Source organism: Desulfobulbaceae bacterium (assembly GCA_013792005.1).
GTDB lineage: Bacteria > Desulfobacterota > Desulfobulbia > Desulfobulbales > VMSU01 > VMSU01.
Map to the genome: position 1 here is coordinate 14003 of VMSU01000084.1, position 24620 is coordinate 38622.

A 24620-nucleotide genomic window follows, 5' to 3' on the forward strand; every position below is an offset into this window, starting at 1 on the left:
GTTTACCGGATTACGCTCTGGAAAAATGCAACTCCGTTAAGGACGGCTGCTTTAAGTCCTGCTCGACGCACATTGTACCAGATGATTTTTGGTCGGAGATAAAATTTTCGATAGGCCCATTTCTGTAGGGTTACGAGGTCATCTGCGGTGAGATCGTTCATTTCCATTACGGAGTTGCCATAGCGTCGATATTCTGCCCAATCTTCGGTGAGCAGTTTGATTCCGCCAAAGCCTTGACGCGCTAATTCCAGTAACTCGCTCCCAGGGTACGGCGTTGCGATATTAATATATGCTTGGTAACATTCGAGCTCGCATGCGAACTCAATTGTTTCTCGAACGGTTTTCTTGGTCTCGTAAGGGTGACCGATTATTATAGAGCAACGAGTCTCAATGTCATGCTTGCTGCAAAGTTTGTAAGCAGTATGGTAGGCTTCCTTTGGAATTCCTTTTTTTATTGCTTTTAGAATTTGTTCGTTTCCGGTCTCTACACCGAAGGAGAGGCGGTTTAGACCTATTTTTTTCATTTCAATGAGCAATTCTTCGTCCAGAGCGTTCGCTCGGGTATAGCCTTCCCAGGTAAATATGATGTTGTTTTTTTTGATGGCATTTACCATTTCCAGGATCTTTTCTCTGTTGATAGTTAGAGTGTCATCTTGGAAATGGAGATGTTTGATGCCAAGATTCTTTGTTATGTAGGTGAGTTCGTCGATGATTCGTGCAATGCTGTGGTAACGCATTCCTGGGAACATGGTTTGCGCTCCGCAGAAGATGCATTGGAATGGGCATCCTCTTTGTGTAGTGATAGCAGTGACTGGAACAAAGCCTTTTTGGGGAACGCTCCAAATATATTTTTCGTTGCGTAAGAGGTCGCGTGCGGGGAATGGGATACGGTCGAGATCTTTGATCAGTGCACGTTTGGGGTTAATGATGACTTCTCCCTGGTGTCGAAAGAGGAGACCGTTGATGACTTTCAGTTGCTCGAAGTCTGGATCGCTGATCGAGACTGCGAGAAGATTTGCGAGTTCCACGACTGTGGCTTCTGCTTCTCCGTAGAAACCATAATCAACCATGGATTGATGCATGGTTTGTACCGGGAGGGCAGTGATATGGTACCCACCTAACCATGTGATTATGTTAGTTTTTTGTTTTACTTGGTGGATAATTTCAAAAGCGGAAGAGATAATAGGTGTTGTGGCTGTTAATCCTACAATATCAGGTTTTCTGCTAATGATTTCATCAACGATCGAAAAGGCATCAAATCCATCAATGTCGCAGTCGATAACTTCAACGTAATGACCAGTGGCCCGGAGGACTCCCGCAATGTAAAGAATGCCCAAGGGCATTTGAGGAGATGCTGCGGCCTTGGCTGCGGCCTTGAAGCTACCGTAGGCAACGGTGGCAGGAGGATTGATAAGTAATATCTTCAGTGGCACCGTGGTTTTTTGTTCCCAAGGGTACATATCTTCTTGGGCTGTTTGCCGGCGTCTGTCCTGAATTGACTCGTGGTCTGATGGGAAAATCATTATAGGCCCCTAGCGGGTTTGATGGTTGGGATAATTTCAAAACCCCTTATAACTTGTGATGTCATGGGTTAAGGATTTAGTGGCTCTTGGTTTTGTGCGATTGGAAATGAGTTTTGAGCTGACTAACTTGGGTGCCTTTGCCCAGATGGTCAATTTCAATCCGTTTAATTCTGATCAAGGCCTCTTCTATCAGGCGGCGATTAAAAGAGATGACATCACCAATAAAACCCATAACTAGAACTTGAAAGCCAATCATAAGGAGAACACTCCCCAGGATCAAAGATTGGATGTGACCATCACCAAGTCCTTTAATGTAAAAGAAAAAGTATCTAACCATTGGCACTAATCCGCCCACCATAATGATCAGACTCATGATGAAAAAGTATCGCAGCGGCTGGTGCATGGCGTACATGCGGGTCATAGTGTTGAACTGGTTGATGACGAAGCTCGGAATGTTTTTAACCAATCTTGATTCGCGGGTTTTGGGGTTGGTGCCAATGCCTACGCTGGCTACCGCCAGATTGCGTTTACCGGCCTGGAGGATGGTCTCCACCGTGTAGGAGTAATGGGTCAGGATATTGAGCTGCATGGCGGCGTCGCGGGAGAAGGCCCGGAAGCCGCTGACAGCGTCCGGGATGTTGGCTCCGGAGAGGATGCGGACAATGGCGCTGCCGAATTTCTGTAACAGTTTCTTGTGGAGGTCAAAGTGGGGGATGGTGTCGGTCTGGCGGTCGCCGATGACAATGTCGGCTGTGCCATTGACAATTGGGGCGACCAGCTTGGCGATGTCTTTGCCCTGGTACTGGTTATCTCCATCAGTATTGACGATGATATCCGCCCCTAGGCGCAGGCAGGCATCAAGGCCGATGCGGAAGGAGGCGGCAAGCCCCTTATTGTTGAGGTTGCAGACGATATGATCCACGCCGATCTCTCGGGCTACCTCGACGGTGCGGTCGGTGCTGCCGTCATCGATAATCAGGATCTCGACCTGGTCGATGCCCTCGATCTGGCGAGGAATATCGGCCACAGTCTGAGGCAGGGTATGTTCTTCATTGAGGCAGGGGATCTGGACGATGAGTTTCATGATGGCGTGCCTGAGCGTTTGAAGTTGTTGTAGCCCTCTGTCCTGGCGGGTATCGATTGCCAAGGAAGGGAAATTGTAGCTAATAGTTGGCAGTCTCGTTGTCTGGTGCCTTGACAGCCATTGCAAGGAGATGCGACGCCACTGGGGAAGAAATTTTGGTTCGTCTTCATTCGGTTTACTCCCCGTTCACCAATCAAGAGGCGATTCATCTCCTGAAGCCCTCAAAACACCAGCGGATCGCTTCTTGGTCACTTTTACTTACCGCTGCTTGAGTCATCTCTGACTCCCAATCCTGGACGGTATTTTCGATCTGGTCGATAATCTCATGAGCCTGTTCCTGGCTCAAGCTGAACCGTTCACACTGGCTGAGGAGATTTTTTGCCGACGCCATCGAGCCCTGATCTCCGATGTTTAACGCCAGGTGGAAGGTATCCTGTGCTCTCCTGCGGGCAGGAATCGGTACGATATCGTACGCCGGAGAGAGCCGCCAGTCATTGTGATAGATGAATCCGTGATTGCGGAGATGGTCGTCCTCGTTTCTGACAAATATATTGAAGACCATCCTTCGAAAAAGTTGATGGTGATCTTCCTGGACGTGGCTGACAAATTTACGCATGTGGCTGGCGATCTCAGGATATGAGCCGCGTTCAAGTTCATCAAGATCGAGATTGCTCAGGGCAAAGGCGCTCATGAATGGTAGGCGTCGTCCACGCTCCCGGTCGAAACGCTTGATCAGGTAGATTGATCGTCCTGCTACTGACTCAAGGCGGATCTCCGGGACCTTGATCCCTGCTTTTTTGGCCAGGGTCATGGTGGCGTATTCAATGCCTGGATATTTTACCGCGGTCTTACTGCTCTCAAATTTGGCGATCCACTCTTCGTTATCAATGGTCACCGTGCATTTCGGTTGCGCGCCGCCAAGAGAAGTCCCCTGACGGAGCAGGTGCAGGATTTCCGGGGGCAGTTCCTGGTCGTCGAGGGCCTGGTCAATAATCGTGGCCACCTTGGCTAGATCGGATAAGGAAATGGCCTCTTCTTCCATGGTCGTGGCTTTTTCCGGGGTCGCACCAAAGGAGATCGCCCCTACTGCATTGGTGGAAATCAGATCGATAAACTCATAATCCTTCAAGGTCCCGAAGGGCAGGCCAAGGTGTTTAGCCATGATGTACTTGCCCCAGCTGTCTGGGAGGACATCACGAAGGATGCCAAAGATGCCGCCGTTTATCCGGGTAATGTACTTATTGCCGGTCAGGGGCAGATTGATCGGATCGATGGCAATGGCGTTCGGGCGTTGGACGTAGCGTCGTCCGTATTGGAAAGAGCCCACACCAAGCTCGATATCCAAGGTAAACAGTCCGGCAGGAACCGATTCTTTTTCTTCCGGAAGATCGATAAAAACGATCCTCTCGAAGACATTAGAAGTCAAGACGCTTTTCCTTTTTTTCACGGACCCGATGCGGGAGCCGCTGCTTTTCCAGGGCTTGGCCGATGTGGTCGTCTTCTGGATCAGCAAAGCGTAAGGTGTAGTTAAGTTGGTAAACTTCAAGCGCGGCAAGATAGGTCTCGAATCTGACTGACGGGTCTCCTGCCTCAATTCGGCGCACTGAGGATACCGATGTGCCCATCATCTCCGCAGCTTGTTTGACACTCTTTTTCCGTCGTTTTCGAGCAATTTGCAGATTATTGCCGATTTGGTGAAGTCTGGACTGCATCTCATGAGAAAGGACCACAGGAAAAACTCCTCATATTTGAACAGTAAAATACCTTTAAGCGCTCATATGTGATTATTATGGCCCAGGGTTTGAAAAATGTAAAGGGTGATGTGACGGTTTTGAATAATCGTTATGTTATTAATGACAATCTCGCAAAAAGTCCGGGGATGGCTAAGCAAAAGGGCCGATATACAGGTAAGCGATCGAAGAGAGACTCCGAGGCGCGGGGTGTGTTTTGTGAGTGAGGCCATACAGATGGTATGCCGAACGAGCAAAACCGCCACGCAATTCAGTTCAATCCCCGCTGGTGTTGGACGGGGACGCAGTAGATCGGACTTTTTGCGACGCCATCATTAATCAGTCGCCATACTGTCGATCCAGCCACTCCCGGTAGGAGCCGTCCATCACGGCCCGCCACCATGACTCATGGTCGAACATCCAGGCGATGGTCTTGCGGATGCCGGTCTCAAAGGATTCCCGGGGTTCGTAACCTAATTCGGCGCGGCATTTGGCGGCATCGATGGCGTAGCGGCGGTCGTGGCCTAAGCGATCTTTGACAAAAGTAATCAATGATTCTGCTGAGTTTCCCTGACTGGCCGGGGCTGAGGGAAATCTGCCGGGGAGATCCTGATTTGTGGCAAAGGCCTCATCTACCAAGCGACAGATCAGGCGGACGATGTCGATGTTGGTCCATTCGTTATTGCCGCCGATATTGTAGACCTCACCGATCCTGCCCTTGTTCAGCACCAGGTCGATTCCCCGGCAATGGTCATCCACATAGAGCCAGTCTCGGATATTCAAGCCGTCGCCGTAGATCGGCAGGGGTTTACCGTGGAGGATGTTGACGGTCACCAGCGGAATCAGTTTTTCGGGGAATTGATAGGGGCCATAATTGTTTGAGCAGTTACTGGTGGAGATATTTAGGCCATAGGTGTGATGGTAGGCGCGGACCAAGTGGTCGGAGCTCGCCTTGCTGGCCGAGTAGGGTGAGTTAGGGGCATAGGCTGTTGTTTCGGTAAAGGCCGGATCGTAAGATCCGAGGGAGCCGTAAACCTCGTCGGTAGAGACGTGGTGAAATCGGTGGTCACAGCCGGAGCCGTTGTCAAGCCATACCGACTTTGCTGCCTTGAGTAGAGTGTGGGTGCCGATGACGTTGGTCTCGATAAAGGCATCGGGCCCGTGGATGGAGCGGTCGACATGGGATTCGGCGGCAAAATGGACGATGGTGTTGATTTCCTCTTCTTTGAGCAGGCGCGTTGCCAGCTCAAGATCAAGGATATTGCCGTGGACAAAACGATAGTTAGGGTTTTCCTCGGCAGGGGTAAGATTTGCGAGGTTCCCGGCATAGGTCAGTGCATCCAGCACCATCACCCGGTCGGTTGGGTGGGTTGCCAGCCAGTAGTGAACAAAGTTTGCGCCAATAAAACCGGCTCCACCGGTAACAAGGATATGGGATGAGGGCATGAGCGTACCTTATTGGGGGGTAAATATAACGTATTGTAATATGGTAGGTCGGGTTAGCGTAGCGTAACCCGACAAAGGTCTTACAATTCCTTAAGCATCTTTCTCAGCGCCACCCGCCAGTGGCTTGGCTGCCAACCCAAGGCTGTCCACAGACTGGTCTTATCGAGCACCGAGTAGGGAGGGCGTTGGGCCGGAAGGGGGTAGTCGCTGGTGTTGATGGCCCGAACTGTTGGCTGGGTGGTGATGAGATGTAAGGCCAAGGCCTCTTCCATGATTGCCACACTGAAATCATACCAGGAGGCTACCCCGGCATGGGTCCAGTGATGGACGCCGTTGATCCCCTCAATCGCTACAGACCATATTGCCAGAGCCAAGTCGTGAGCCCAGGTGGGGGTGCCGATTTGATCGGCAATGATCGAGACCGAATCTCGTTCCTGCAAGAGACGGAGCATGGTCTTGACAAAGTTGTGTCCGTGGCTGGAATAGACCCAGGCCGTGCGGATGATCGTCGTGTTCTCCCCCCCTGTAATTGCCATGATCTTCGATTCGCCGAGGCGCTTGCTTTGGCCATAGACACCGATGGGATTGGGCGGGTCATTGGGCAGATAGGGTGATGATTTTTGGCCGTCGAAGATGAAGTCAGTGGAGATATGGATAAGGTGAATTCCTCTCTCGTGGGCTACTTGGGCCAGAAACTCCGGCCCCTCACTGTTGACCTGGAAGGCCCGCGCCGAATCTTCTTCTGCCTTGTCGACCGCGGTATAAGCGGCAGCGTTGATGATTACGTCCGGGGCAAGGGTTGCGATTGCAGCAGCTACTTTACGTGAGTCGGTGATGTCAAGGTCTGCCGAAGATAGAGGGGTGAGGAGCACCCCAGGCGGCATCGTGCGTTGCAGTTCCCAGCCCAACTGGCCGCCGGCGCCGGTAAGCATGATTTTTTTTGGGAGAGCTTCTCCGCTGATTTTAGTCATAAATTTCGGCCTCGGTGAACAAGACCCCCTCTGCATCTTTGGTGGAGAGCACTGGGGCCGCGCCATTCACCAGGGGCCAGTTGATCCCAAGCGCCGGGTCGTTCCAAAGGATGGTACGTTCGTGGGGCGGAGTGTAGAAGTCGGTGCATTTGTAGAGGAACTCGGCGGATTCGCTCATTACGTAAAATCCGTGCGCGAATCCGGGGGGCACCCAGAGCATTTTGCGGTTGTCGGCGGATAATGTTTCCCCCACCCATTGGCCAAAGGTCGGGGAGTTTTTTCGGATGTCCACGGCCACGTCAAATACTTCGCCGCTGATTACTCGGACCAACTTGCCTTGGGGGTGTTTGATTTGATAGTGCAGGCCGCGGAGGATTCCTTGGCTTGAGCGGCTGTGGTTGTCCTGGACAAATGGGTGCGAGATGCCTGCCTCGGTAAAGACTTGCTGCTGCCAGGTCTCCATGAAAAAACCGCGGTGGTCGCCGAAGACCTTGGGCTCAATTACGATTACGTCTGGGATCCGGGTCGGCAAAAACTTCATTGGCGTGTCTCCCCGTCCGAAGGCAGCGGGGATTGAACAGAGTCTTCATCAATAATTCTGAGCAGGTATTGGCCGTAGCCGTTTTTTTTCAGTGGTTCGGCTAAGCTGGCCAACTGTTTTCGGTCGATGTAGCCCATGCGATAGGCGATCTCTTCGAGGCAGGCGAGCTTAAGCCCTTGGCGGTCTTCCACAACCTTGATGAAGTTGGCGGCGTCGAGCAGTGAAGCATGAGTGCCGGTGTCCAGCCAGGCGGAACCGCGCCCCAGTCGGACTACAGTCAAGTCGCCACGCTTGAGATAGGCATTGTTGATGTCGGTGATCTCCAGTTCGCCGCGGGGTGATGGCTTGATCTGTTTGGCAATGGAGACGACATCGTTGTCGTAAAAGTAGAGACCGGTAACCGCGTAGTTGGATCTGGGGTGTTCCGGTTTCTCCTCAATGGAGGTTACCCGTCCCTGCTCATCAAAGCTGACCACGCCGTATCGTTCAGGATCTTTGACATAATAGCCGTAGACCGTTGCTCCACGGGTCAGTTTGGCGTTTTCTTGCAGGATCTCGGAAAAGCCGTGGCCATAGAAGATATTATCGCCCAGGATCAGGCAGACAGTGCTCGTGCCGATAAATTCCTCACCGATCAGAAAGGCCTGGGCCAGGCCGCCCGGTTCAGGCTGGATGGCGTACTGGATATCGATTCCCCACTGGCTGCCGTCGCCAAGGAGTTTCTTGAACTGGGCGTTGTCTTCCGGGGTGGTGATGATCAGGACTTCACGGATACCAGCCAGCATCAGGATAGCGAGCGGATAGTAGATCATCGGTTTGTCGTAGATCGGCATCAACTGCTTGCTGACCGATTTGGTCAGAGGGTAGAGCCGGGTGCCTGAGCCACCGGCGAGGATGATTCCTTTCATGGGTGATACCTGTTTTTTAGTGAGTTACAGTAGGCCCAGCACGTTTTTTATCAAGAATAGCATCACTAAGCTGGTTATTGAAGTAATAACGAGTTCCTATGAATGGATAAATCATAGCAAATCAAATGGCTCATGGCATTAAGAATATGACAAAGAAACAAGGGTGGTACTTTGTGACTCAGGGGGGCTGGTAGGGAAATTTATGCTTACCCTGAGAGTGGACAGTAACTCTCCGCCACGGCTTTACTCCTTCAGCTTTTCACACTTCAGGGTAGCAAGGATGGCCAGCCCGTCCGGGGTGAATTTGCCGCCTGTCTCTGCCATGATGGCCTTCGTGGTCATGAACTTACCGCTTTCCACCTCCGTTTCTTGCAGGATGAACGGTCCTTCGTGGCGGCAGCGGAAGACTCGGCCCCATACCTTGTTTCCTTCGTCAGCGAAGTAGGTATCGATAAGGTGTTCCATATCTCCGTTGATCCCTAGCTCCTCGGCCAGCTCACGCTGCGCCGATTCCTCGTAGGTTTCTCCGGCAAGGACTACTCCGCCGGCAGCGATATCGAAATATCCGGGATAGATATCCTTAGTGGGAGTACGTTTCTGGACGAAGATCTCCCCGTAGTGATTAGTGACCAGAATATAACACGCTCGATGAATGAGTCGGTGGCGGCGCATCTCAGAGCGGGGGGCTTGGCCGGTGACCTGGTTCTCTTCGTCGACAATGGCCACAATTTCGTCTCTGGAGGCGGTGCTTGGCTTTGGTTGTGGGATGTTGAGGCAGGACAGCAGTGTGTGCCAAAGCAGGGTGGCGATCTCATGTTGTTCCGACACAGAAGAGAGAAGCTTCTGGTTGATCTCCACTTCAATCCCTAGATAATTGTTTTGGGTGTGATGTTTTCGCAGCGTGGTGGCCAGGCCGTCGCTTGCTCCGCGGTAGGGGGCGTTACGGTGGATACATAGATCAGGGCGGCGTGCGGTTAAGGCATGTTGCCAACGGTGACACACTTCCTGTTCTTTAGGTCGTCGGCTGTCGTAAAGCAGGCCGAGATCGGTTTTTCTTATCGTGTTGCCAAGTACCGGGGTGAAGCTGTGGATGGCCAGATGGATAACCTGCTCTCTTTGCTCTAGAGCAGTACCGATTACGGTATTGACCAGTTCGCGGTGGGGGAGATAGTGCTTTTGAATGACTCTCTCCCGTTCCATAGGGTGCAGGGTGCGGCTGAAGTTGGAAAAAAGGTCTTTGTGGCTCGGAGATCTGTTGGTGTCAATCAACAGCCTGCTGGTGGTGGTGAAAAAGAGTGGGGCGCGCAGTGCTGATGCTAGTATTTCAGCTACTTGCAGGGCGCCAAGGTCAGAGCCGCGATGGCTATCAAGTACCTCTTCCTGCCCGATAAAAAGCGAGGTGTATGGCGCAGGTACTATGTTGCCGCCATGTTCGCAGCTGATGACAATAAACGGTCGGATCATGCGAACATTTCGCCCTTGGCCAGGCAGTTGCGGAGCTGCTCGTAGAGAGTGGAGAGGCTCGCGCGGTCAGGGTTTTCGCCTGCCGCTTTCAGTATGCGGCGGGCCAGTGGTCCGTGTGTCAGAAGGTGGTCGAGCGCGACCCTGGTGTCGATTTCGGCAGGCACGGTTTCTTCGGCCAGATGCTGCCATAGTTCGCCTGCGGTTATTGTAGGGGCATTGATGCCGAAGAGACGGAGGTAGTCAGCGTTCTTGATCCGAGCCTGATCGGCATCACGGATGGTGGTGAGCAGGATATCTGAAAGGGGCGTAACCGGCACTGCTTTTTGTGTTTCAAAGGAGTTCCAGCGTTCAGCTGCCAGGGCGCGTAGCACAAAGACGATGGCAGTGATGATCGCCAGATCTGCGGCCGGGCACTCCTGGATGTCGAGGGTTCGGATTTCGATGGCTGAGCGCTCAAAGCGAGCGATGGCCCCTCGGGAGTTCAGCCACTCGTTCTGGAGGATGCCATCAGGGTCGTGGGGTGCAATATCTCGGTAATTTCGTTGAAGAATGGTCTCCTCGTATTGATGGCGCGTGTACACCGTCTCCGGGATTATCGCCCCGGTGAGCGAGGGGATGCGTTGCTGGTTGTGACGGTAAAACTCAAGTCGGTTGTCTAGCAGGCCGGTGGCCCGACCTTCAACAAAGGGAGAACTGGCGGCCAAGGCGGGCAGGATAGGCAAGAGGAGGCGGATGGCGGCGTGCAGCCTGCCAAATTCATCATCACCGTTAAAGGCCAGGTTGAGGTGGACGGATTGGAGGTTCGACCAGCCATGTCCCTGGCAGTTGAAGATGCGGTTGTAAGCCTTGTACACTGCCCGGTAGCCATGGGGCCAGAGCTTGGTCTCTCGGTAGGGGTCCATCCACGGGTGCATGGCGGATGGCAGGAGTGTGGCATTCATCGGCGCCAGCAGGCGGTTCATGGCTGTCACTTCTCCTTGGAGCCCGAGGGCAAGGCCTGCAAGATTTACTGCCGGGCCTGCGGTCTTCATCTCGATCACGTGCAGGGCCAGTTCGTTTGACCACTCGAAGGCGCCCCGTTCCACGTCGTTGGTCAACTCACCTGCCGCAGCAGTTAGCAGTTGATCGGCGATGGGTAGGACATCGAGCGTGTCCTGATGCACAATCATATATTCGAGTTCGATGCCGAAACCTGCAAAAATGTGGGGAGTTTCAGGAGTTACCATGTCCCTCCCCGATCATTGCGGTGTTCGATGCGCCGCAGAAAGACCCGCATGATCCTGAGGTAGAGTTCCTCTTTAAGGATAGCGTCTTCGACTCCGGCGTCAATGTTGGGGTTGTCATTGATCTCGATGACATAGAATTTTTTTCCCACCTCTTTGATGTCAACACCGTACAAGCCGTCACCAATGAGATTAGCGGCTTTGAGCGCGGTGCGGATCAGTTGGTCCGGGGCGTGTTCCACCGGCATGGTGGCGTAGGTGCCGTCAGCAGTTTTGGTTCCGCTATCGTCCCGTTTGATGATCTGCCAGTGTTTCTTGGCCATGAAATACTTGCAGACGAACAGCGGCTGGCGGTCGAAGATGCCGACCCGCCAGTCAAAGGAGGTGGGTAGGAACTCCTGGGCAATGATGAGGTCCGATTTGGTCAGCAGTTTAGCCACTTGGGATCTGAGTTCTTCAGGGGTCTCCACCTTGACCACGCCTTGCGAGAATGACGAGTCCGGCTGTTTCAGGATACAGGGCAAGCCTAAGCGCTCAACCACTTCGGTGGTATCCTTATGAACGATTACCGTTTTGGGGATCAGGATCTTGTTGCGTTCCAGGACTTCGGCCTGGAAGACCTTGTTGGTGCATTTGAGGATCGATTCAGGGTCATCGACCACCACCATCTTCTTGGCTAAAGCACGGCGAGCGAAGCGGTAGGTATGATGATTGACGCTGGTGGTCTCTCTGATGAAGAGGGCATCAAATTCAGCCAGGCGACCGTAATCGTTCTTGTCAATGAACTCGGCATCCATGCCTAACGATGATGCCGCTTGGGCAAAGTGATGCAGAGCCCGTTCTCCTGATGGTGGTTCCGGGTCCTTGGGATCTTGGAGGATGGCAAGGTCGTAGCGGTTCTGGGCCCGGCGCTTGACGATCCGGCGGCGGCCCATGAAGTATTCGCGGGCGACAGTCACCACGAAATCATGGTGTTCAGGCGGGATCTCGCTGGTGGGGATGGGGGTGATGTGCTGCAGATACCACTTGGCGTTCTTGTCGTTGTGGACAAAAAAGGCACGAAAGAAAGGCGCTTGGAATTGGCGGAACAGGTGCTGGCTTAAGCGGTCGTGCTGCTTGGCTACGTTATGGCCGAAGTAAACGCTTAACGTGAAGTCCTTGGAACGAATATGGGACAGGCTCTTCTGGATGAGTTGGTCCGCCTCATCGGAGACGATGCGAATAATGGTCTGGCTCTTAAAGTCCTGAATGGTGGTGATGTCGGGCAGGGGCTTGTGGCCACGGGCGGCGGCCAGGAGCGAGACGTAATAGCCGGTGGTTTGGTAGCGGTAGTACCGGCAGAGGTTGAAGACCTTGGCGCTTTTCAGCTTGGCAAAGGAGGGGTCGGTCAGATAGGAGCGGGCCGCGACCAGTTCGATCCCTTCAATTTCCAGGGGCCAGTCGCTGGGGTCATTGACAACGATGAGAGTTAGCACGATGGGCCTTCTTAAGGTGTTTTGGCGGTTGAAGGATGAGGAAATTAGCGTCATGGGTCAGGACGCCAAGGAGAATGGCGCTGATGACCCGGTCGATGTGGATACTGTAATGATGGTCGGATGAGACCGGATTTTTGTGGTACGGATCGGCGACATCGATGGTCCGCTCATCGGTGTCGTAGCCGGAGAGGACCACAAAATGCCCGGTCGGTTCTCCTCGCAGGTCGTCGTCCTGGCCGTGAGGCCCATACTCCCGCATGGCACGGTAGAGGTAGGTCGAGCTTAAGCCGGTGATGATTGGCAGGGATTTCCGCAATGGGGTGCGGATCAGGCTACGGCTCAAATCCTCAAAGTGAAGCATGCCGCCGAGGGCGAGGAAGTCGATATAGCCGCGAGCCACGGCAAGAAGACGGTCGTCGTCCTTTTTTAAGGTGGCTTGAGCCAGGAGTTTGGCCCGCAGATCGTGGAGTGGCAGAGTGAACCATGTCGGATCAAAAAAATGGAGATTATAGGTAAAGAGGCTGGCGCTATATCCTCGTCGCAAGGCATGACAGGCCAGGTAAACGGCGAGTGTGCCTCCGGTGCCAAGGGTGGTGACCTCATTGATGACTTCGTCAAGATCCACGATGTCTCCAAAATAGTGATACACGGCATGCAGGCAGGTCGGGCCGCAGGTGGTGTCATTCGGTTGGGGCAGGATGGAAAGCTTGAGGTCTGATTTCATCGTTTCGTAGGGTTAGCCGTTATATCTTAGGTGGTCGAGGGTATTGTCGGCTCAGTCGCGATGTTTTTTTTCTCCTGCGGTGGCAGAGTCGTGATCAGGGAGACTACGATTGCTGCCAAGTAGGGAAGTGATTGAATGAAGAGTACAGTCGCCCAGAGTGTTAAGCTCTGCCTGTCCTCACCCTGACGGAATAAGATGCCCAAAACTCCGATCCAGAGGGCGACGGCGATCACGATCTCTTCGGTGACCGCAGCCAAGGCCCGAACCACAGCCGGGCTGTCTTCACATTTCGGAGTCCGAAAGAAGGGCAGGTTCTTGGTAACAAAACCGGTGAGCACGGCCTTGGCAATGGTGTGAGAAAGGGCGAGACCGGTTAGGGCTGCGGCCATGGTTAATTTTATCGAGGTCCGCATGTGGAAGCGGTAGAGATAGGCCAGCTTAACCAGTTTAAAGACAAAGAGCAGGATCGGCGGCAGCATGAAGAAGGCAAGCGGAGGATCAACATGGAGGGGGTCGATGATCATCGCGCCTGACCAGATGATGGCGGCAAAGGTGTAGAAGAGGTTGATGCCGTCGGCTATCCACGGCAGCCAGCCAGCCAGAAAATGATAGCGTTGACCTCGGTCGAGTTTGGTCTCCACGCTGCCGAACAGTTCCCGATAATGGCGTTTTATGATTTGAATCGCGCCATAGGCCCAACGGGCGCGCTGTTTCTTGTAGTCGAGGAAGGTGTCGGGCATCAGGCCTTTACCGTAGCTCTCTTCGACATAGGCGCCCTCATACCCATGTTCGAAGATCTTCAGGCCGAGTTCCGCATCTTCAGTAATGCACCACTCTGCCCAAGCGTCCACCGCCAAGAGCACGGATTTTCTGACCATGGTCATGGTTCCATGCTCGATGATGGCGTTACGATCATTACGGGTGACCATGCCGATATGGAAAAATCCTTCGTACTCGGCTTTGCACATGGTCTTGAAGACGCTTTCGTCACCATCGCGATAGTCCTGGGGCGCTTGGACAAAGCCGATGTTCGGGTTGGCGAAGTGGGGGATCAGGTCCTTGAGCCAGTTTGGGCTGACCTGGTAATCACTGTCAATGACGGCGATGATCTCGGCGTCAGGGGCGGTATTGGCGAGGGCAAAATTCAAGGCCCCAGCCTTGTATCCGGCTAAGGGATCGACATGGAAGAAGCGGAAGCGTGGCCCCAACTTAGCGCAATGGGCCTCTACCGGTTGCCAGACTGCCGGATCCTTGGTGTTATTGTCCATGACCACGACTTCAAAATTGGTGTATTCAAGTCGTGACAGGGCATCTAGTGTCTCATTCAGCATCTCCGGGGGTTCATTATAGGCGGGAACGTGTACGGAGACCTTGGGGAGGAAGGCTTTTCCGTCCGGCCCTGGCACATGGGTGGCAAGAGAAAAGGGGCGTCTTCGTTTGGTGGACCACGAGGCCTCGGCCATCTCATGGGCTTCGGCCAGGAGGACCAGGGTGATGCCGAGATAGCCAAAGGCCAGAATGATGCCGACGATAACAGCCATTGGGGTAAGGTACTGGTTGGCGTAATCGTAGCCGGCCCATACCAGCCCGACTCCGATGCCGTTGGCGATGGCGGCCAGGAAGCTGCGGCCTCGACTGCGTAGGGTGGAGCTGTCGATTAAAAGCATCCACAGGGTGGCAATGGCCACCGCGATGGAGATGGCAGCGAGTATCCGCCACTGAGGGATTTTGACGACCGCTTGGGTGAAGTTGAATTTGGGGGTGCGGAAGATGTTGTACACTCCCCAATAAGCGCCGACAGAGCCTTCGTTGTCAGCTTTCCAGGTCTGGTCGAAGGCCTCCATGATGAAGTAGTCGTAATTCTCTTTTTCGGCCAGAGCCAGGAAACGGCGTAAAAATGAAGCTTCGTTGGCCTCGCTGGCAATGGCCTGGTTTCTGGGGCGCCCGTTGCTGGGCCAGCCAACCTCGGCAATTAAAATCGGACTATTGGGAAAGGTATCTTTGACAATCTGATAGCAGTTTTTTATGTAACCGATTGCGTTGTCGAGGCCGATTCCCTCCCAATAAGGCAGGAGGTGGATGGAGATGAAGTCGGCATGATCGCCGAGTTCGGGATTGGCAATCCAGACATGCCACGGTTCGCCGGTGCTGACCGGCACCGAAACCTGGGATTTGACTCGGTCGATGTAGTTGCCAACCTCTTCCGCATTAAGTTCGCCGGTGAGGATAGTCTCATTGCCGACCATTACCCGGGTGACCTTGTCGGGATAGGCGTTGGCAATATCAATCATTTTCTTGATCCGTTCCTCATTTTTGGCCAAGTCATGGGTGATCCAGACTCCTAAGGTGATCTTGACATCGTGCTTGCTGGCCAGTTCCGGGATGTCAGCTAAGGTGCCGATGATGTCGTAAGTGCGGAGATTCTTCACCTTGCCGTCCAATAGGGCGATATCCTGTTCAATCTCTTCCCGGGTGGGGAATAGTCCTTTGTTTGGATTGTTCCCTGGGCGAATGGGTGAGAAGGACATTCCGACCACCGATGTTGGCCATGGTGGCTCCTGCAGAGGCCGATTGGTGAGGCCCCACACCGAAAAGGTGACCACGGCAAAGGCTGCTGCCACCAGGAGGTTAGTCAGGTTGAGCTGTATTTTCATAGGGTTACGCATGTGTGTTTGATGTGGTTGTATGGCTTCCCCAAGGCGGGTACGCCGTAGAGTGTGGTTGATTTAAGAAAAACACGTCTTCTTTGGAGTGACATGGCAAGGGATTCAATAATAGCATTGCCGGAGATGGGGGGAGACACGCGTCGGCAAGGTTCGTCGTTGGAATCGAGGGGTGAGATGGAAAGTAGATAAATGTTGCGGTTTCGGGTTGGGTGAGTAACGCATCTGTCGTGAAGGAGCCCTCCACTATCTGACCCAAATGGTCTGTCGGTTAAGCTGCCATGAAACATAATAGCTCAACCGAAACTTCATAGTCAGAAAAAATATTATATATCGTTATCAGGGGGTGTTGTCAAGTAAAGCAGGAACTCTGAAACGAACTTGTATTACGCCGCTTCTTCCTGTTCTCCCTTGCCAGCGAGATGGGAACGCTTGGAACGTAGTCGTCGAGGCACTTTACTAATCGAACTAATGCTGAAAAAAATAAATCTGTGCTCATTTATTTTGAATGTTTATACTGTGGTTTGATCTGGACATATCCAGATCAAACCACAGTATGTCGGAAAGCCATTGACATCTCAGAGGTGGTCGGCTAATGATTTGCTTCTCCCTATCTCTACCTTAGCCCAATGTCAGGTTGTAGATTTCCTTAGAAATTTCCTCAATAATACCCCTATGATTACCAGATTATCAGTATTACTCCTTTCCTGGGCGATGTGCTTGTTTGCCAGCTATGCACAGGCCTCCGGCAAAACGGCCCTAATTCACCTCAATACCCCCCAGCCGCGCCGTTTCGTTGTTCAGGGGAGTCAGATTGTCGATCAGGTGAGCGATAAGCCGGTCTTTTTCCGTGGCATGGGGTACTCGCCTTATCTGAAGGGTGAAACCCCGCAACAAGGCGCAGGGCCGGGCAACGATGGGCGTTATCCGGGGCACCTCTCCCTGCTCAAGGAGATGGGGGTGAATTACCTCCATGTTTTTCCCTTGCGGATGCCGGCCAATTTCTTTGCCGCTCTCGACGCAACCGATTTGGTGTATGGTCAGGACATTTGGATCGACCCTTTCGCTCCTGATATCCTGGATGAGAAATATTTGGCCACCACCCTCACCAACATCAAGCAGGTCATTGATCATACTTACGCAGTCGGTCGGCCGGAGCGTTTGGTGCTGTTCTCCATTGGCGATGAGTTGCAGGCCGCCACGGTGGAACGCACCAATATGCTCCATCCCCAGGTGCGTGATTATAAGGGCAAGCATCTGACCGTCACGGGACGCAGTCCCAGTGAGGTCGCTTTGGCACGCCTCATCGACGAAGCCATGGACTATGAGTTGACGCGTTACGGCCAGCGCCATCTCTATACTCACACCAGTTGGACCCATATCGGTCCTATTGCCAACCGTCCCGACTTGGATATCGCGCGCGAGCATGTGCTGGTGCCGGATATGGGTGATATCATCTGCATGAATGTGTACACCTATGCCCATGGAGTGATGAGTTCACCGCCCGGTTCGGTTACGGGGACCAGCTTTCAGGGCTATCTGGAGGAGCTGGCGGCAACGACCACCTTGCCGATATTGGTGACCCAGGTGGGGCTGTCGACTTCCCCCATCATGCCTAGGCCAGAGGTGATTGATTATGGGGGCCACAAGCCGGATAGGGTCGCCAAGGTGTTCCGCTCGGTCTGGAAGGATATCCGTACCGCGCGCCTTCGTGAACATTTCAGCGGGCTGGTCTTTTTTGAATTTCAGGACGAGTGGTGGAAGATTGGCTGGGCTCCTGATGACGAGAATCAGCATGAGCCGGGCGATCCCGAAGAGTGGTTCGGCATTTATGAGGTGGGCGAGGAAAACCGGCTGATTCCGAAAGGGGATCTCCCAGGGGTGGTGCGGAAGCTTTTTACCGAACCCTGATCTTTCTAGAAAGCCTTACTCTTTTCAGTCGGCTGGAGTCCGCTCCCATGCAATTGATACTTGCCCTCATCTCCCTCGGTGTTCTGACCATGACTCCGCTCATTTGGCGCTTCGCGCACAAGGGTGGCGGAGAATTCATCGGGCTCTTGTCAGATGGCGGAGTGGGCATCCTGCTCTTTGTTCTGCTTCTCTGGATCCCCCGTTGGCTGCGGGTGGTTCTGGCATTGATCTGGACTGGCTTTGTGATCGGCGCGGGGGAGTTGGTGACGGCAATGAGTCGTCTGCCTTCTTGGCAAGACCTGCACTACCTGGCCAATGCCGATTTTGTCAAGAATACCACGGCCAATTTTAACCTCTCGTCACCCGCCCTGGTCTGGGCGATGTCTCTTTCCGCCCTGCTGGTCTTTTTCCTGCCCTTGGCCAGACCAAAATGGCGATATGCCTTCCCTCTTCTTGTTTCAGGCATTGCCGTCCTGCTGTTCCATAATCACTTGAGCCTCCAGAACGATGATCAGAGCGTGGTCGCTCGCCACAATGCCGTGCACTGGTTTATTATCGATGCCTTTATTACGCCGTCGCCATTTACCGCCGAGGATCTGGCTGACTACCATCTTCCCCAAGGACTGAATCAGTTCGATCTCGATGGCGCTCCCTTGCTGGTCAAGGGAACGGCCAAGAATGTCCTGATCATTACCCTTGAGGGGATCCCGGGCCTCTATTATCCTGAAATCAGCAAGGCCATGGGGGTTGATTCCTACAAGGTCTCCATGGACCGGCTGGCTGAGAGCACTCAAGGGGCTATGCTGATCCCCGACTTCACCGCCCATAGCCATCAGACCATCCGTGGCCTCTACGCCTTGCTGTGCGGCGACTTCAGCAAACAATCCTGGGATACGCCCAAGGCGGTGGAGTTGACCGGCAACCTGGATCGGGCCAAGGAGTGTCTGCCCGCTCAAATGGCCGAGCATGGTTGGGATACCCACTATCTGCAAGGGGCCGGGCTCTCCTTTATGGGCAAGGACCGCTTCATGCCCTTGGTTGGATTCCAAGAGGTCCATGGCAATGAGTGGTTTCAGGAGGCCAACCCTTATCCCTTTGAATGGGGGGTGATCGACTCGGTTTTCTTTCGTGGCGCACGGGACTATATCGCCGGCCTTCAGAAGAAGGATCGGCCCTGGATGTTGACTCTGCTGACGGTCGGTACCCACCAACCGTACGCCGTGCCTGACGATATCGTTGCCAACTATCCTGACCGTCGGGCTGCCACCGTGGACCTGCTGGATCAGGCAGTAGCCGAATTTATCGAAGGTCTGCGCCAGGATGGGGTACTCAAGGACACAGTGGTCATCATCACCTCCGACGAGTCTCATGGCTCGGAACTGGCCGATTGGGTCAGCAGTTGGGTGGTAGGGATCGTCCTTGCCCCGGAGGCAAGAGCGCTCCCGCGCCTTAAACAGGGGGGGTATGGTTTGGTGGACACCGAAGTCTCCATCCTTGATTACCTGGGGCTGCCAATCCCACGGGGAGTGGTCGGCCGAAGTCTTTTTCGTGACTACGCCACGCCGAGGGAGATGGTCTCCTACACCGCCTCCAAGCGTCGCTGGCACACGGTTGACAACTTTCGTTATGAGTGTTCTGACGATGGCCGTTGCCGGGTGGGTAAGGCAGACAGTCTGTTGGGGCCGCCACCGGCTGAGTTTCTGCGGGATAAGGAGGGGAGGAGGAATCCGATCTTTCTCATCGCCGCAACTCTGGACCACAAGCTTATTCCCCAACAGGGGGTACGGGTGCTGAAGTTCGCCAGTGGAGAGATTCGTCACCTGCCTGAGAAGATCAAGAATGAGTGGTCCGACAATCTGGTGGGTGCGCAATATCTCGATTTTCCGGCCGATTCCACGGTGCGTGTTTCAATTAGAGTGAAGGTGATTCAGGCGCCTGCGGAGGGGGTGCAGCTTAGGCTAGGATTTAAACAGTGGGAGGGGACCATCAAAAGCATTCAGCATCCCGGTTTTCCTCTCCTCCACGCCCAGGAGGAAGGAAAGCTTGATTTCTCCTTTGACAACCAGGAGGCCCGTCAGTCTTTTTCCTTTCATCTCCTGGGGGAGGGCAAGGGCGCGAGCATTCAGATGGAGAGGTTTGACGTTACCATTGAAAACTGAAGTGGCGTGGCGTTACTCGGAGGCATGGGCCATTAGCCGCAGATAATCGTCATGTCGAGCCATCCGGTCGTCGAGGAGCTTGTTTTCCACAAAGCCGCAGGTGTGTTCCTGGCAGTATGCCCCATTGGTGACATAGTTCATCACCATGGCTGGTACATCGTAATGATGGATGGTGGCATGTTTTTTTGCTTTGCCGTCTTCGATGATCAGGATGCGGTTCATCTGGAGGCTCTCGTCCGTATTGTCGAGATAGTGCAGTTTCTTATAACTCTTGCGGCCAAACTGTCCAGGAGGGATATGGTCGCTGATCAGAATGATTAAGCTCTGTTCATCAAGTTCAATCAGTTGGCTGACGTAATCGGCAACCGCTTTGGAGCGGTAAAAGATCTGGTTGGCTGCTCGTTCCAACTGCGGGTCTTTGAAAGGGGAGAGCATTTTTAACACCGGAGGCCGTTTCTGTTCGTTCAATAGATGTGGGAAATGGCCGTAGACGGTCAAGACATAGTTAAACAGCGGCGGTCTGTCCTTATCCAGGAGCAATGGGGTAATAAATTCCAGGTTCTGAGAGAATAACTCACTGTCAAACATATATTCCATCTCGTCTTTGGTGTCGCCGCGCGACAGATACGTGTCACTGCCGTTGACATATTCGCGGGGGAAATATATTTCGTCAAAACCAATGCCCTGATAGGCATTGGGCGTGTTGAAGAAACTTGGATTATAGGCGTTTGAGGCTATCGTTTGATAGCCGGCAAGCCGCAACTGTCCTGGCAGACAATAGGCCTGTGCCCCGGTGAACCCATTGAATTCCACCCCGGTCAATTCTTCAAAGGCGGGGACACCGCACAGCACTTCGAATTCCGCCTGGGATGTTTTGCCGCCGACAACCGGAGAAATGGAAAATCCCATTTTGTTGCCTGCTAGTTTCTTGAAACTCGGGTGGAAGGGGTCCTTGGTATACTTGGCGTTTTTAAACAGGGTTGGGTCGATAAAACCTTCCAGAACCACTAGATGCACATTGCGATTGTTGCTGTTGGTGTGTATCCAGGTGGCTAGTTGCTGGGCCTGCCGGTCGTACTGGGGACGATCCCGGAAGGCTTTGGTTTTGGCCTGGGCAATCTTGCGTTCCGCCTCCCTGTACAGCAGCATCATAAAGCGGCCGTTGTTTTCCGCGCTGACCGCATCCGACCAGAAAACGATTTCCCGTCCGATCTTTCGATACGTAGTTGTGTAGTGTTCCGGATAGAATTCGGCCACACCGATCAGTAAGGTAATGGGCAAAGCTCCTACCATAATAGGCCAAAACCTCCGGTAATTAATAAACCAGAGAAAGAAACTTAAGGGGGCAGCTACGGTAGTGATCAGCAGCGCGATATGCTTAAGTGTCAGCACCTTGAGCAGTTCCGGGAGTTCGGCCTGCTCGGAAAGGCGAAGGACATTACTGTACATCAGGTAATAGAGATCCTGTCCTACATAAGCGAGCAGGATCGGGATGGCCGCCAGCAACGGTTGCCAGCGGGATGGCCGTAAAATCATATTGCAGTAGCAGTAGAGGTAGACTAGACAGGCCAATTCAAGATACTGCTTGCTCAGGGCGAGGTCTCCTTCCCTGTTAATAAACACCAGGCCACGCAGACTTCCCAAGGACTTGGCCAGTAGAGAGTAGATGAACACGCCCAGGAGAAAGGCGGTATAGCGGTTGATAAACAGGTACGCGGCTTTGCCTTGAATGAGGCGTGCATTGAGCGCAATTGTTGTGGAAAAATCATTCATCGTTGCTGGTGTGCTAATGTTTGGTGAAGTGAGTTAGAAGTACGGGAGAATAATCCCGGAAGAGGGCGATGATGATAGGTAATCGCATTTCAGGGGGAAAGATTCGGATTGGCGGTTAGTGAAGGAGATGGCGTCTGCAAAGAATCGACATCGAGACTGCTAGAGCCGGCATTTAGAGTGACTCGTTATTTCGCTCCCTCTCTTTTTATGTGTGACCAGTGATGATCTTAAAGGAAAGCGTAAAAAGGTTAGCCGAATCCATCATGGAAATCAATCTCTTTCTGGTGTGTCGGTTTGGATGTGTATAGTTTCAGAGGAAACGGTCGTACGGCAATCTTTGGCAGCATATATTACCCTATAGTTGAGTGGATCAAGACCATATGATAGACCATGATTCGTCACGACGGATTAAGCTGCTTCGTTTTCCCCCGATAATCGGGATTCTCTATATCCATGCCTATAACACGACCATTGCATTCGCCGGTGTGACTCTCGGTAGATCCGACACCAATGCTGTGACTAACTTTATTAGGGTCTTGATCTCACAGTGTCTCGCGCGGATAGCGGTGCCCATCTTTTTTTTACTGGCAGGTTATCTCTTTTTCACCTATTTCAAGTGGTCGCGACAGGTATACCTACACAAGCTCAGAACCAGATTTCGGAGCTTGTTCATCCCTTTTTTTCTTTGGAATTTAGTCGTGCTGACCATTGTTGTGCTGAGCCAGACCCTCCCGGCGGTCCAGCCCTATTTCCCTGAGGGAGCCCCTTTGGCAGCGACCCATAATGCCTTTTCGTATCTTGATGCCATGCTGGGCCTCACCAGATACCCCATCGCTTATCATATGTGGTTCATCCGCGATCTTATATTTTTGGCTCTGCTGGCGCCTGTCATCGTCGTTGTGTTACGATTTGCCGCCCTGCCGTTTTTTGGGGTGATGTATCTTTGTTGGGTTACTGAAAGCTGGCCAGTTATTGCTCCGGGTGCGGTGGGAGTGTTGTTTTTTTCCGGTGGGGCGTTTTTGGGCATCAAGGGGAAAAGCCTGTTCGCCCTTGATCGGTTTGGGCCTCTAGCTCTGTTTGCCTCTCTACCGATCATGGTGGCCGATACCATCTGGAACTCGGCCTGGTTCAATATTTACCTTCATCGTACCGGGCTGATTATCGAGGTTGTTGCGACTCTCTATGCCACCAAGTTGGTAGCTCGTCATGAAGGTTTGAGTAATTTTATAATCACGCTCGGTGGTACCAGTTTTTTCGTGTATGCAGCCCATGAACCGCTGCTGGGGATTGTACGGACGCTGGCCTATCAATATGTGCCGTTGACCGGTCCCTACACTATGCTGTTGCTCTACCTGGTAATTCCGTTGATGGTAGTGGTGGCGCTTGTTTTGTTACACCGGGGACTGGCCACTATCTGTCCACAGGCTCTCAATCTTATCACTGGAGGGAGATAGTTGGCGTAGTCCGGGGCGGGGCAACCTTATTTGCTCGCAGGATGTTTTCGATCATAATCTCTCGGCCTGTGACAGGCCACCACACAAGTGCCACCAGTGGCGGTTTTGGTATATTTGATCTTGATCATCATCGCGCCTTTGCCAAAAGCAACGGATTGTTTGATGAGTTTTTTCTGGCGCGCGCCATGCGGTTCATGACAGACTTTGCAGCTTCTGCCATTGGTTGGTTTGACAACATGCGAGTAGTGGAGATTGGTATCGCCATCTCTGAATTGGGTCTCTTCCTTAGTGGCACGTTGGTTGGCCATCATCGTTTTGTTGTGGCAGCCGAAACAGAGTTGATAAAGATCTTCTTGGTATCGACTGGAGAATTTGTCCGAGAATTTTTGGGTTAGCAGTTTTGGTCTTGTTGAACCATGGACTTCATGGCAGACAGTGCAGCCTTGAGTTTTCACCGGGTCATGTATTGAAACAGTGTTGGTAAGTTCTTTTTTTATCTCTTCATGACAGTCTAAACAGATGGTCTGGGGTTTGTCCGAAAGTAGTTTGGCCGATTCGCTGGCATGGGGATCATGGCAGGCCGTACAGGGCTCGTCGGAGACCGGTGTATGTGGATACTTTGCACTTTTGGCCATCTTGACCAATTCAGGATTGATCTCTTGATGACACTCGAAACAGAGTTCGGCTTGCGAGTCGTTTTTTAACAGGGATTTTGCTGTTGAGCTGTGAGGGGCATGACAGGCCAGGCAGCCTTCATCCTGAAGCGGTGGGTGTACGACCGGTTTGCTCAGAAGTTCCTTCTTGTCATCATGGCAGTCAAAACAGAGAGTGTTAGCCGGGGTCTTCAGTAAGGATTTATTGTTTGACGAGTGAGGATTGTGACAGGCCGTGCATTCACCATCGGCCACTGGACTGTGTTGGAAGGTCTTGGTCATCTCAGCGGTTTCGTGACACTCAAAGCAGAGTTCGGACACCTGTTTACTTTTGAGGAAGACTTTATTGGCGCCGCCGTGAGGTGAATGGCAGGCCAAGCACTCTCCTTCCTGGACCGGGGGGTGAATCGCGCTGCCATTATTTACTTTGTCATGACACTCATAGCAGAAGGGTCCCTTTGATTCAGGGAGGTGGAAGGCCTTGAAGCTGGCCGGTTTAGCTTGGTGTCGGGCGACATCCTCCTCCTTGGCCAGATGACACGCCTCACACTCTCCGGATTCTACCGGGTTGTGCAGTTTGGCAAACCCGATGATGTTGGCATGACAGCTGCCATTGGCGCAGCCGCCGGCCTGAGCCTCAATGCCACCCCTCCCCAGTAAGATCAGTAAGCAGCAAATCAAGGAGACAAAAACTGGACGAGGAGAGAAAAGTGATTGCATAAGAGGGTCTCTGGGAAATTTAATGATTTAAGCTATTGTTAGTTCACCGCGCATTGAGTTGCGCGCTAGGTGAGTTTAGGGGCTGTCACGATATGGCGTGTGCAATGCTGATCGCTCCTTTCCGGCTCTTACTGTGAAGTATGACATTGGGTAAATGATATATAGAATTATTGTTGAAGTCAAATTTTTCCCCGTGAG

General features: G+C 52.8%; 18 protein-coding genes. 3 read left to right on the forward strand and 15 right to left on the reverse strand.

All coding sequences use genetic code 11. The features are described 5' to 3' along the window. Positions 1-2: 2 nt before the first annotated feature. The 13 genes from FP815_04490 to FP815_04550 all read right to left on the reverse strand — a co-directional run bounded on the left by FP815_04490 (position 3) and on the right by FP815_04550 (position 15743). On the reverse strand, positions 3-1523 hold the full coding sequence (locus FP815_04490) for a radical SAM protein (protein MBA3014196.1): 1521 nt from the start codon (positions 1521-1523) through the stop codon (positions 3-5). A gap of 76 nt (positions 1524-1599) precedes the next feature. Then, positions 1600-2607 carry a glycosyltransferase family 2 protein gene (locus tag FP815_04495; protein MBA3014197.1) on the reverse strand — a complete coding sequence of 336 codons (1008 nt, stop codon included), beginning with the start codon at positions 2605-2607 and terminating at the stop codon, positions 1600-1602. Positions 2608-2812: 205 nt separating this feature from the next. Further along, a complete protein-coding gene (locus FP815_04500; GenBank protein MBA3014198.1) occupies positions 2813-4201 on the reverse strand; it encodes a type II toxin-antitoxin system HipA family toxin in 1389 nt (462 codons plus the stop codon). After that, positions 4023-4337 carry a helix-turn-helix domain-containing protein gene (locus FP815_04505; GenBank protein ID MBA3014199.1) on the reverse strand — a complete coding sequence of 105 codons (315 nt, stop codon included), beginning with the start codon at positions 4335-4337 and terminating at the stop codon, positions 4023-4025. Before FP815_04505 ends, FP815_04500 begins: the two co-directional genes overlap by 179 nt. Positions 4338-4676: 339 nt before the next feature. Further along, complete coding sequence (rfbB, locus tag FP815_04510; GenBank protein ID MBA3014200.1) at positions 4677-5783, reverse strand: dTDP-glucose 4,6-dehydratase; 1107 nt, start codon at positions 5781-5783, stop codon at positions 4677-4679. A gap of 80 nt (positions 5784-5863) precedes the next feature. Further along, a complete protein-coding gene (rfbD, locus tag FP815_04515; GenBank protein MBA3014201.1) occupies positions 5864-6754 on the reverse strand; it encodes a dTDP-4-dehydrorhamnose reductase in 891 nt (296 codons plus the stop codon). Further along, complete coding sequence (rfbC, locus tag FP815_04520; GenBank protein MBA3014202.1) at positions 6747-7295, reverse strand: dTDP-4-dehydrorhamnose 3,5-epimerase; 549 nt, start codon at positions 7293-7295, stop codon at positions 6747-6749. The genes rfbD and rfbC overlap by 8 nt, the downstream gene beginning before the upstream one ends. Beyond that, complete coding sequence (gene rfbA, locus FP815_04525; protein ID MBA3014203.1) at positions 7292-8203, reverse strand: glucose-1-phosphate thymidylyltransferase RfbA; 912 nt, start codon at positions 8201-8203, stop codon at positions 7292-7294. The genes rfbC and rfbA overlap by 4 nt, the downstream gene beginning before the upstream one ends. Positions 8204-8446: 243 nt before the next feature. Next, on the reverse strand, positions 8447-9667 hold the full coding sequence (yfcD, locus tag FP815_04530; protein MBA3014204.1) for an NUDIX hydrolase YfcD: 1221 nt from the start codon (positions 9665-9667) through the stop codon (positions 8447-8449). Continuing rightward, positions 9664-10893, reverse strand: a complete 1230-nt coding sequence (locus FP815_04535; protein ID MBA3014205.1) for a glutamate--cysteine ligase — start codon at positions 10891-10893, stop codon at positions 9664-9666. Before FP815_04535 ends, yfcD begins: the two co-directional genes overlap by 4 nt. Then, complete coding sequence (locus FP815_04540) at positions 10887-12365, reverse strand: RimK family protein (protein ID MBA3014206.1); 1479 nt, start codon at positions 12363-12365, stop codon at positions 10887-10889. Before FP815_04540 ends, FP815_04535 begins: the two co-directional genes overlap by 7 nt. Further along, positions 12340-13089, reverse strand: a complete 750-nt coding sequence (locus FP815_04545; GenBank protein ID MBA3014207.1) for a hypothetical protein — start codon at positions 13087-13089, stop codon at positions 12340-12342. Before FP815_04545 ends, FP815_04540 begins: the two co-directional genes overlap by 26 nt. A 26-nt stretch (positions 13090-13115) precedes the next feature. Then, positions 13116-15743: a glycosyltransferase gene (locus FP815_04550; protein ID MBA3014208.1), complete on the reverse strand. Its 2628-nt coding sequence runs from the start codon at positions 15741-15743 to the stop codon at positions 13116-13118. Between the two features lie 723 nt (positions 15744-16466). On the opposite strand from FP815_04550, the gene FP815_04555 reads away from it, so the two are divergent. Together FP815_04555 and FP815_04560 are read left to right on the forward strand one after the other, a co-directional pair. Next, the gene (locus FP815_04555) at positions 16467-17663 is read left to right on the forward strand and encodes a hypothetical protein (protein MBA3014209.1); all 1197 of its coding nucleotides are present in this window, start codon (positions 16467-16469) and stop codon (positions 17661-17663) included. A gap of 47 nt (positions 17664-17710) precedes the next feature. Then, positions 17711-19822 (forward strand): sulfatase-like hydrolase/transferase, encoded by a 2112-nt coding sequence (locus tag FP815_04560; GenBank protein ID MBA3014210.1) that lies wholly within the window; start codon positions 17711-17713, stop codon positions 19820-19822. A gap of 12 nt (positions 19823-19834) precedes the next feature. Here FP815_04560 and FP815_04565 read toward each other — a convergent pair whose 3' ends face one another. Continuing rightward, entirely contained in the window at positions 19835-21595 is a 1761-nt protein-coding gene (locus FP815_04565) for an LTA synthase family protein (GenBank protein MBA3014211.1), read from the reverse strand. A 380-nt stretch (positions 21596-21975) separates the two neighbouring features. Between FP815_04565 and FP815_04570 the strand changes: the two genes are divergently transcribed. After that, positions 21976-23049: an acyltransferase gene (locus FP815_04570; GenBank protein MBA3014212.1), complete on the forward strand. Its 1074-nt coding sequence runs from the start codon at positions 21976-21978 to the stop codon at positions 23047-23049. Between the two features lie 26 nt (positions 23050-23075). Here FP815_04570 and FP815_04575 read toward each other — a convergent pair whose 3' ends face one another. Continuing rightward, on the reverse strand, positions 23076-24422 hold the full coding sequence (locus tag FP815_04575; GenBank protein MBA3014213.1) for a cytochrome C: 1347 nt from the start codon (positions 24420-24422) through the stop codon (positions 23076-23078). Positions 24423-24620: the final 198 nt, after the last annotated feature.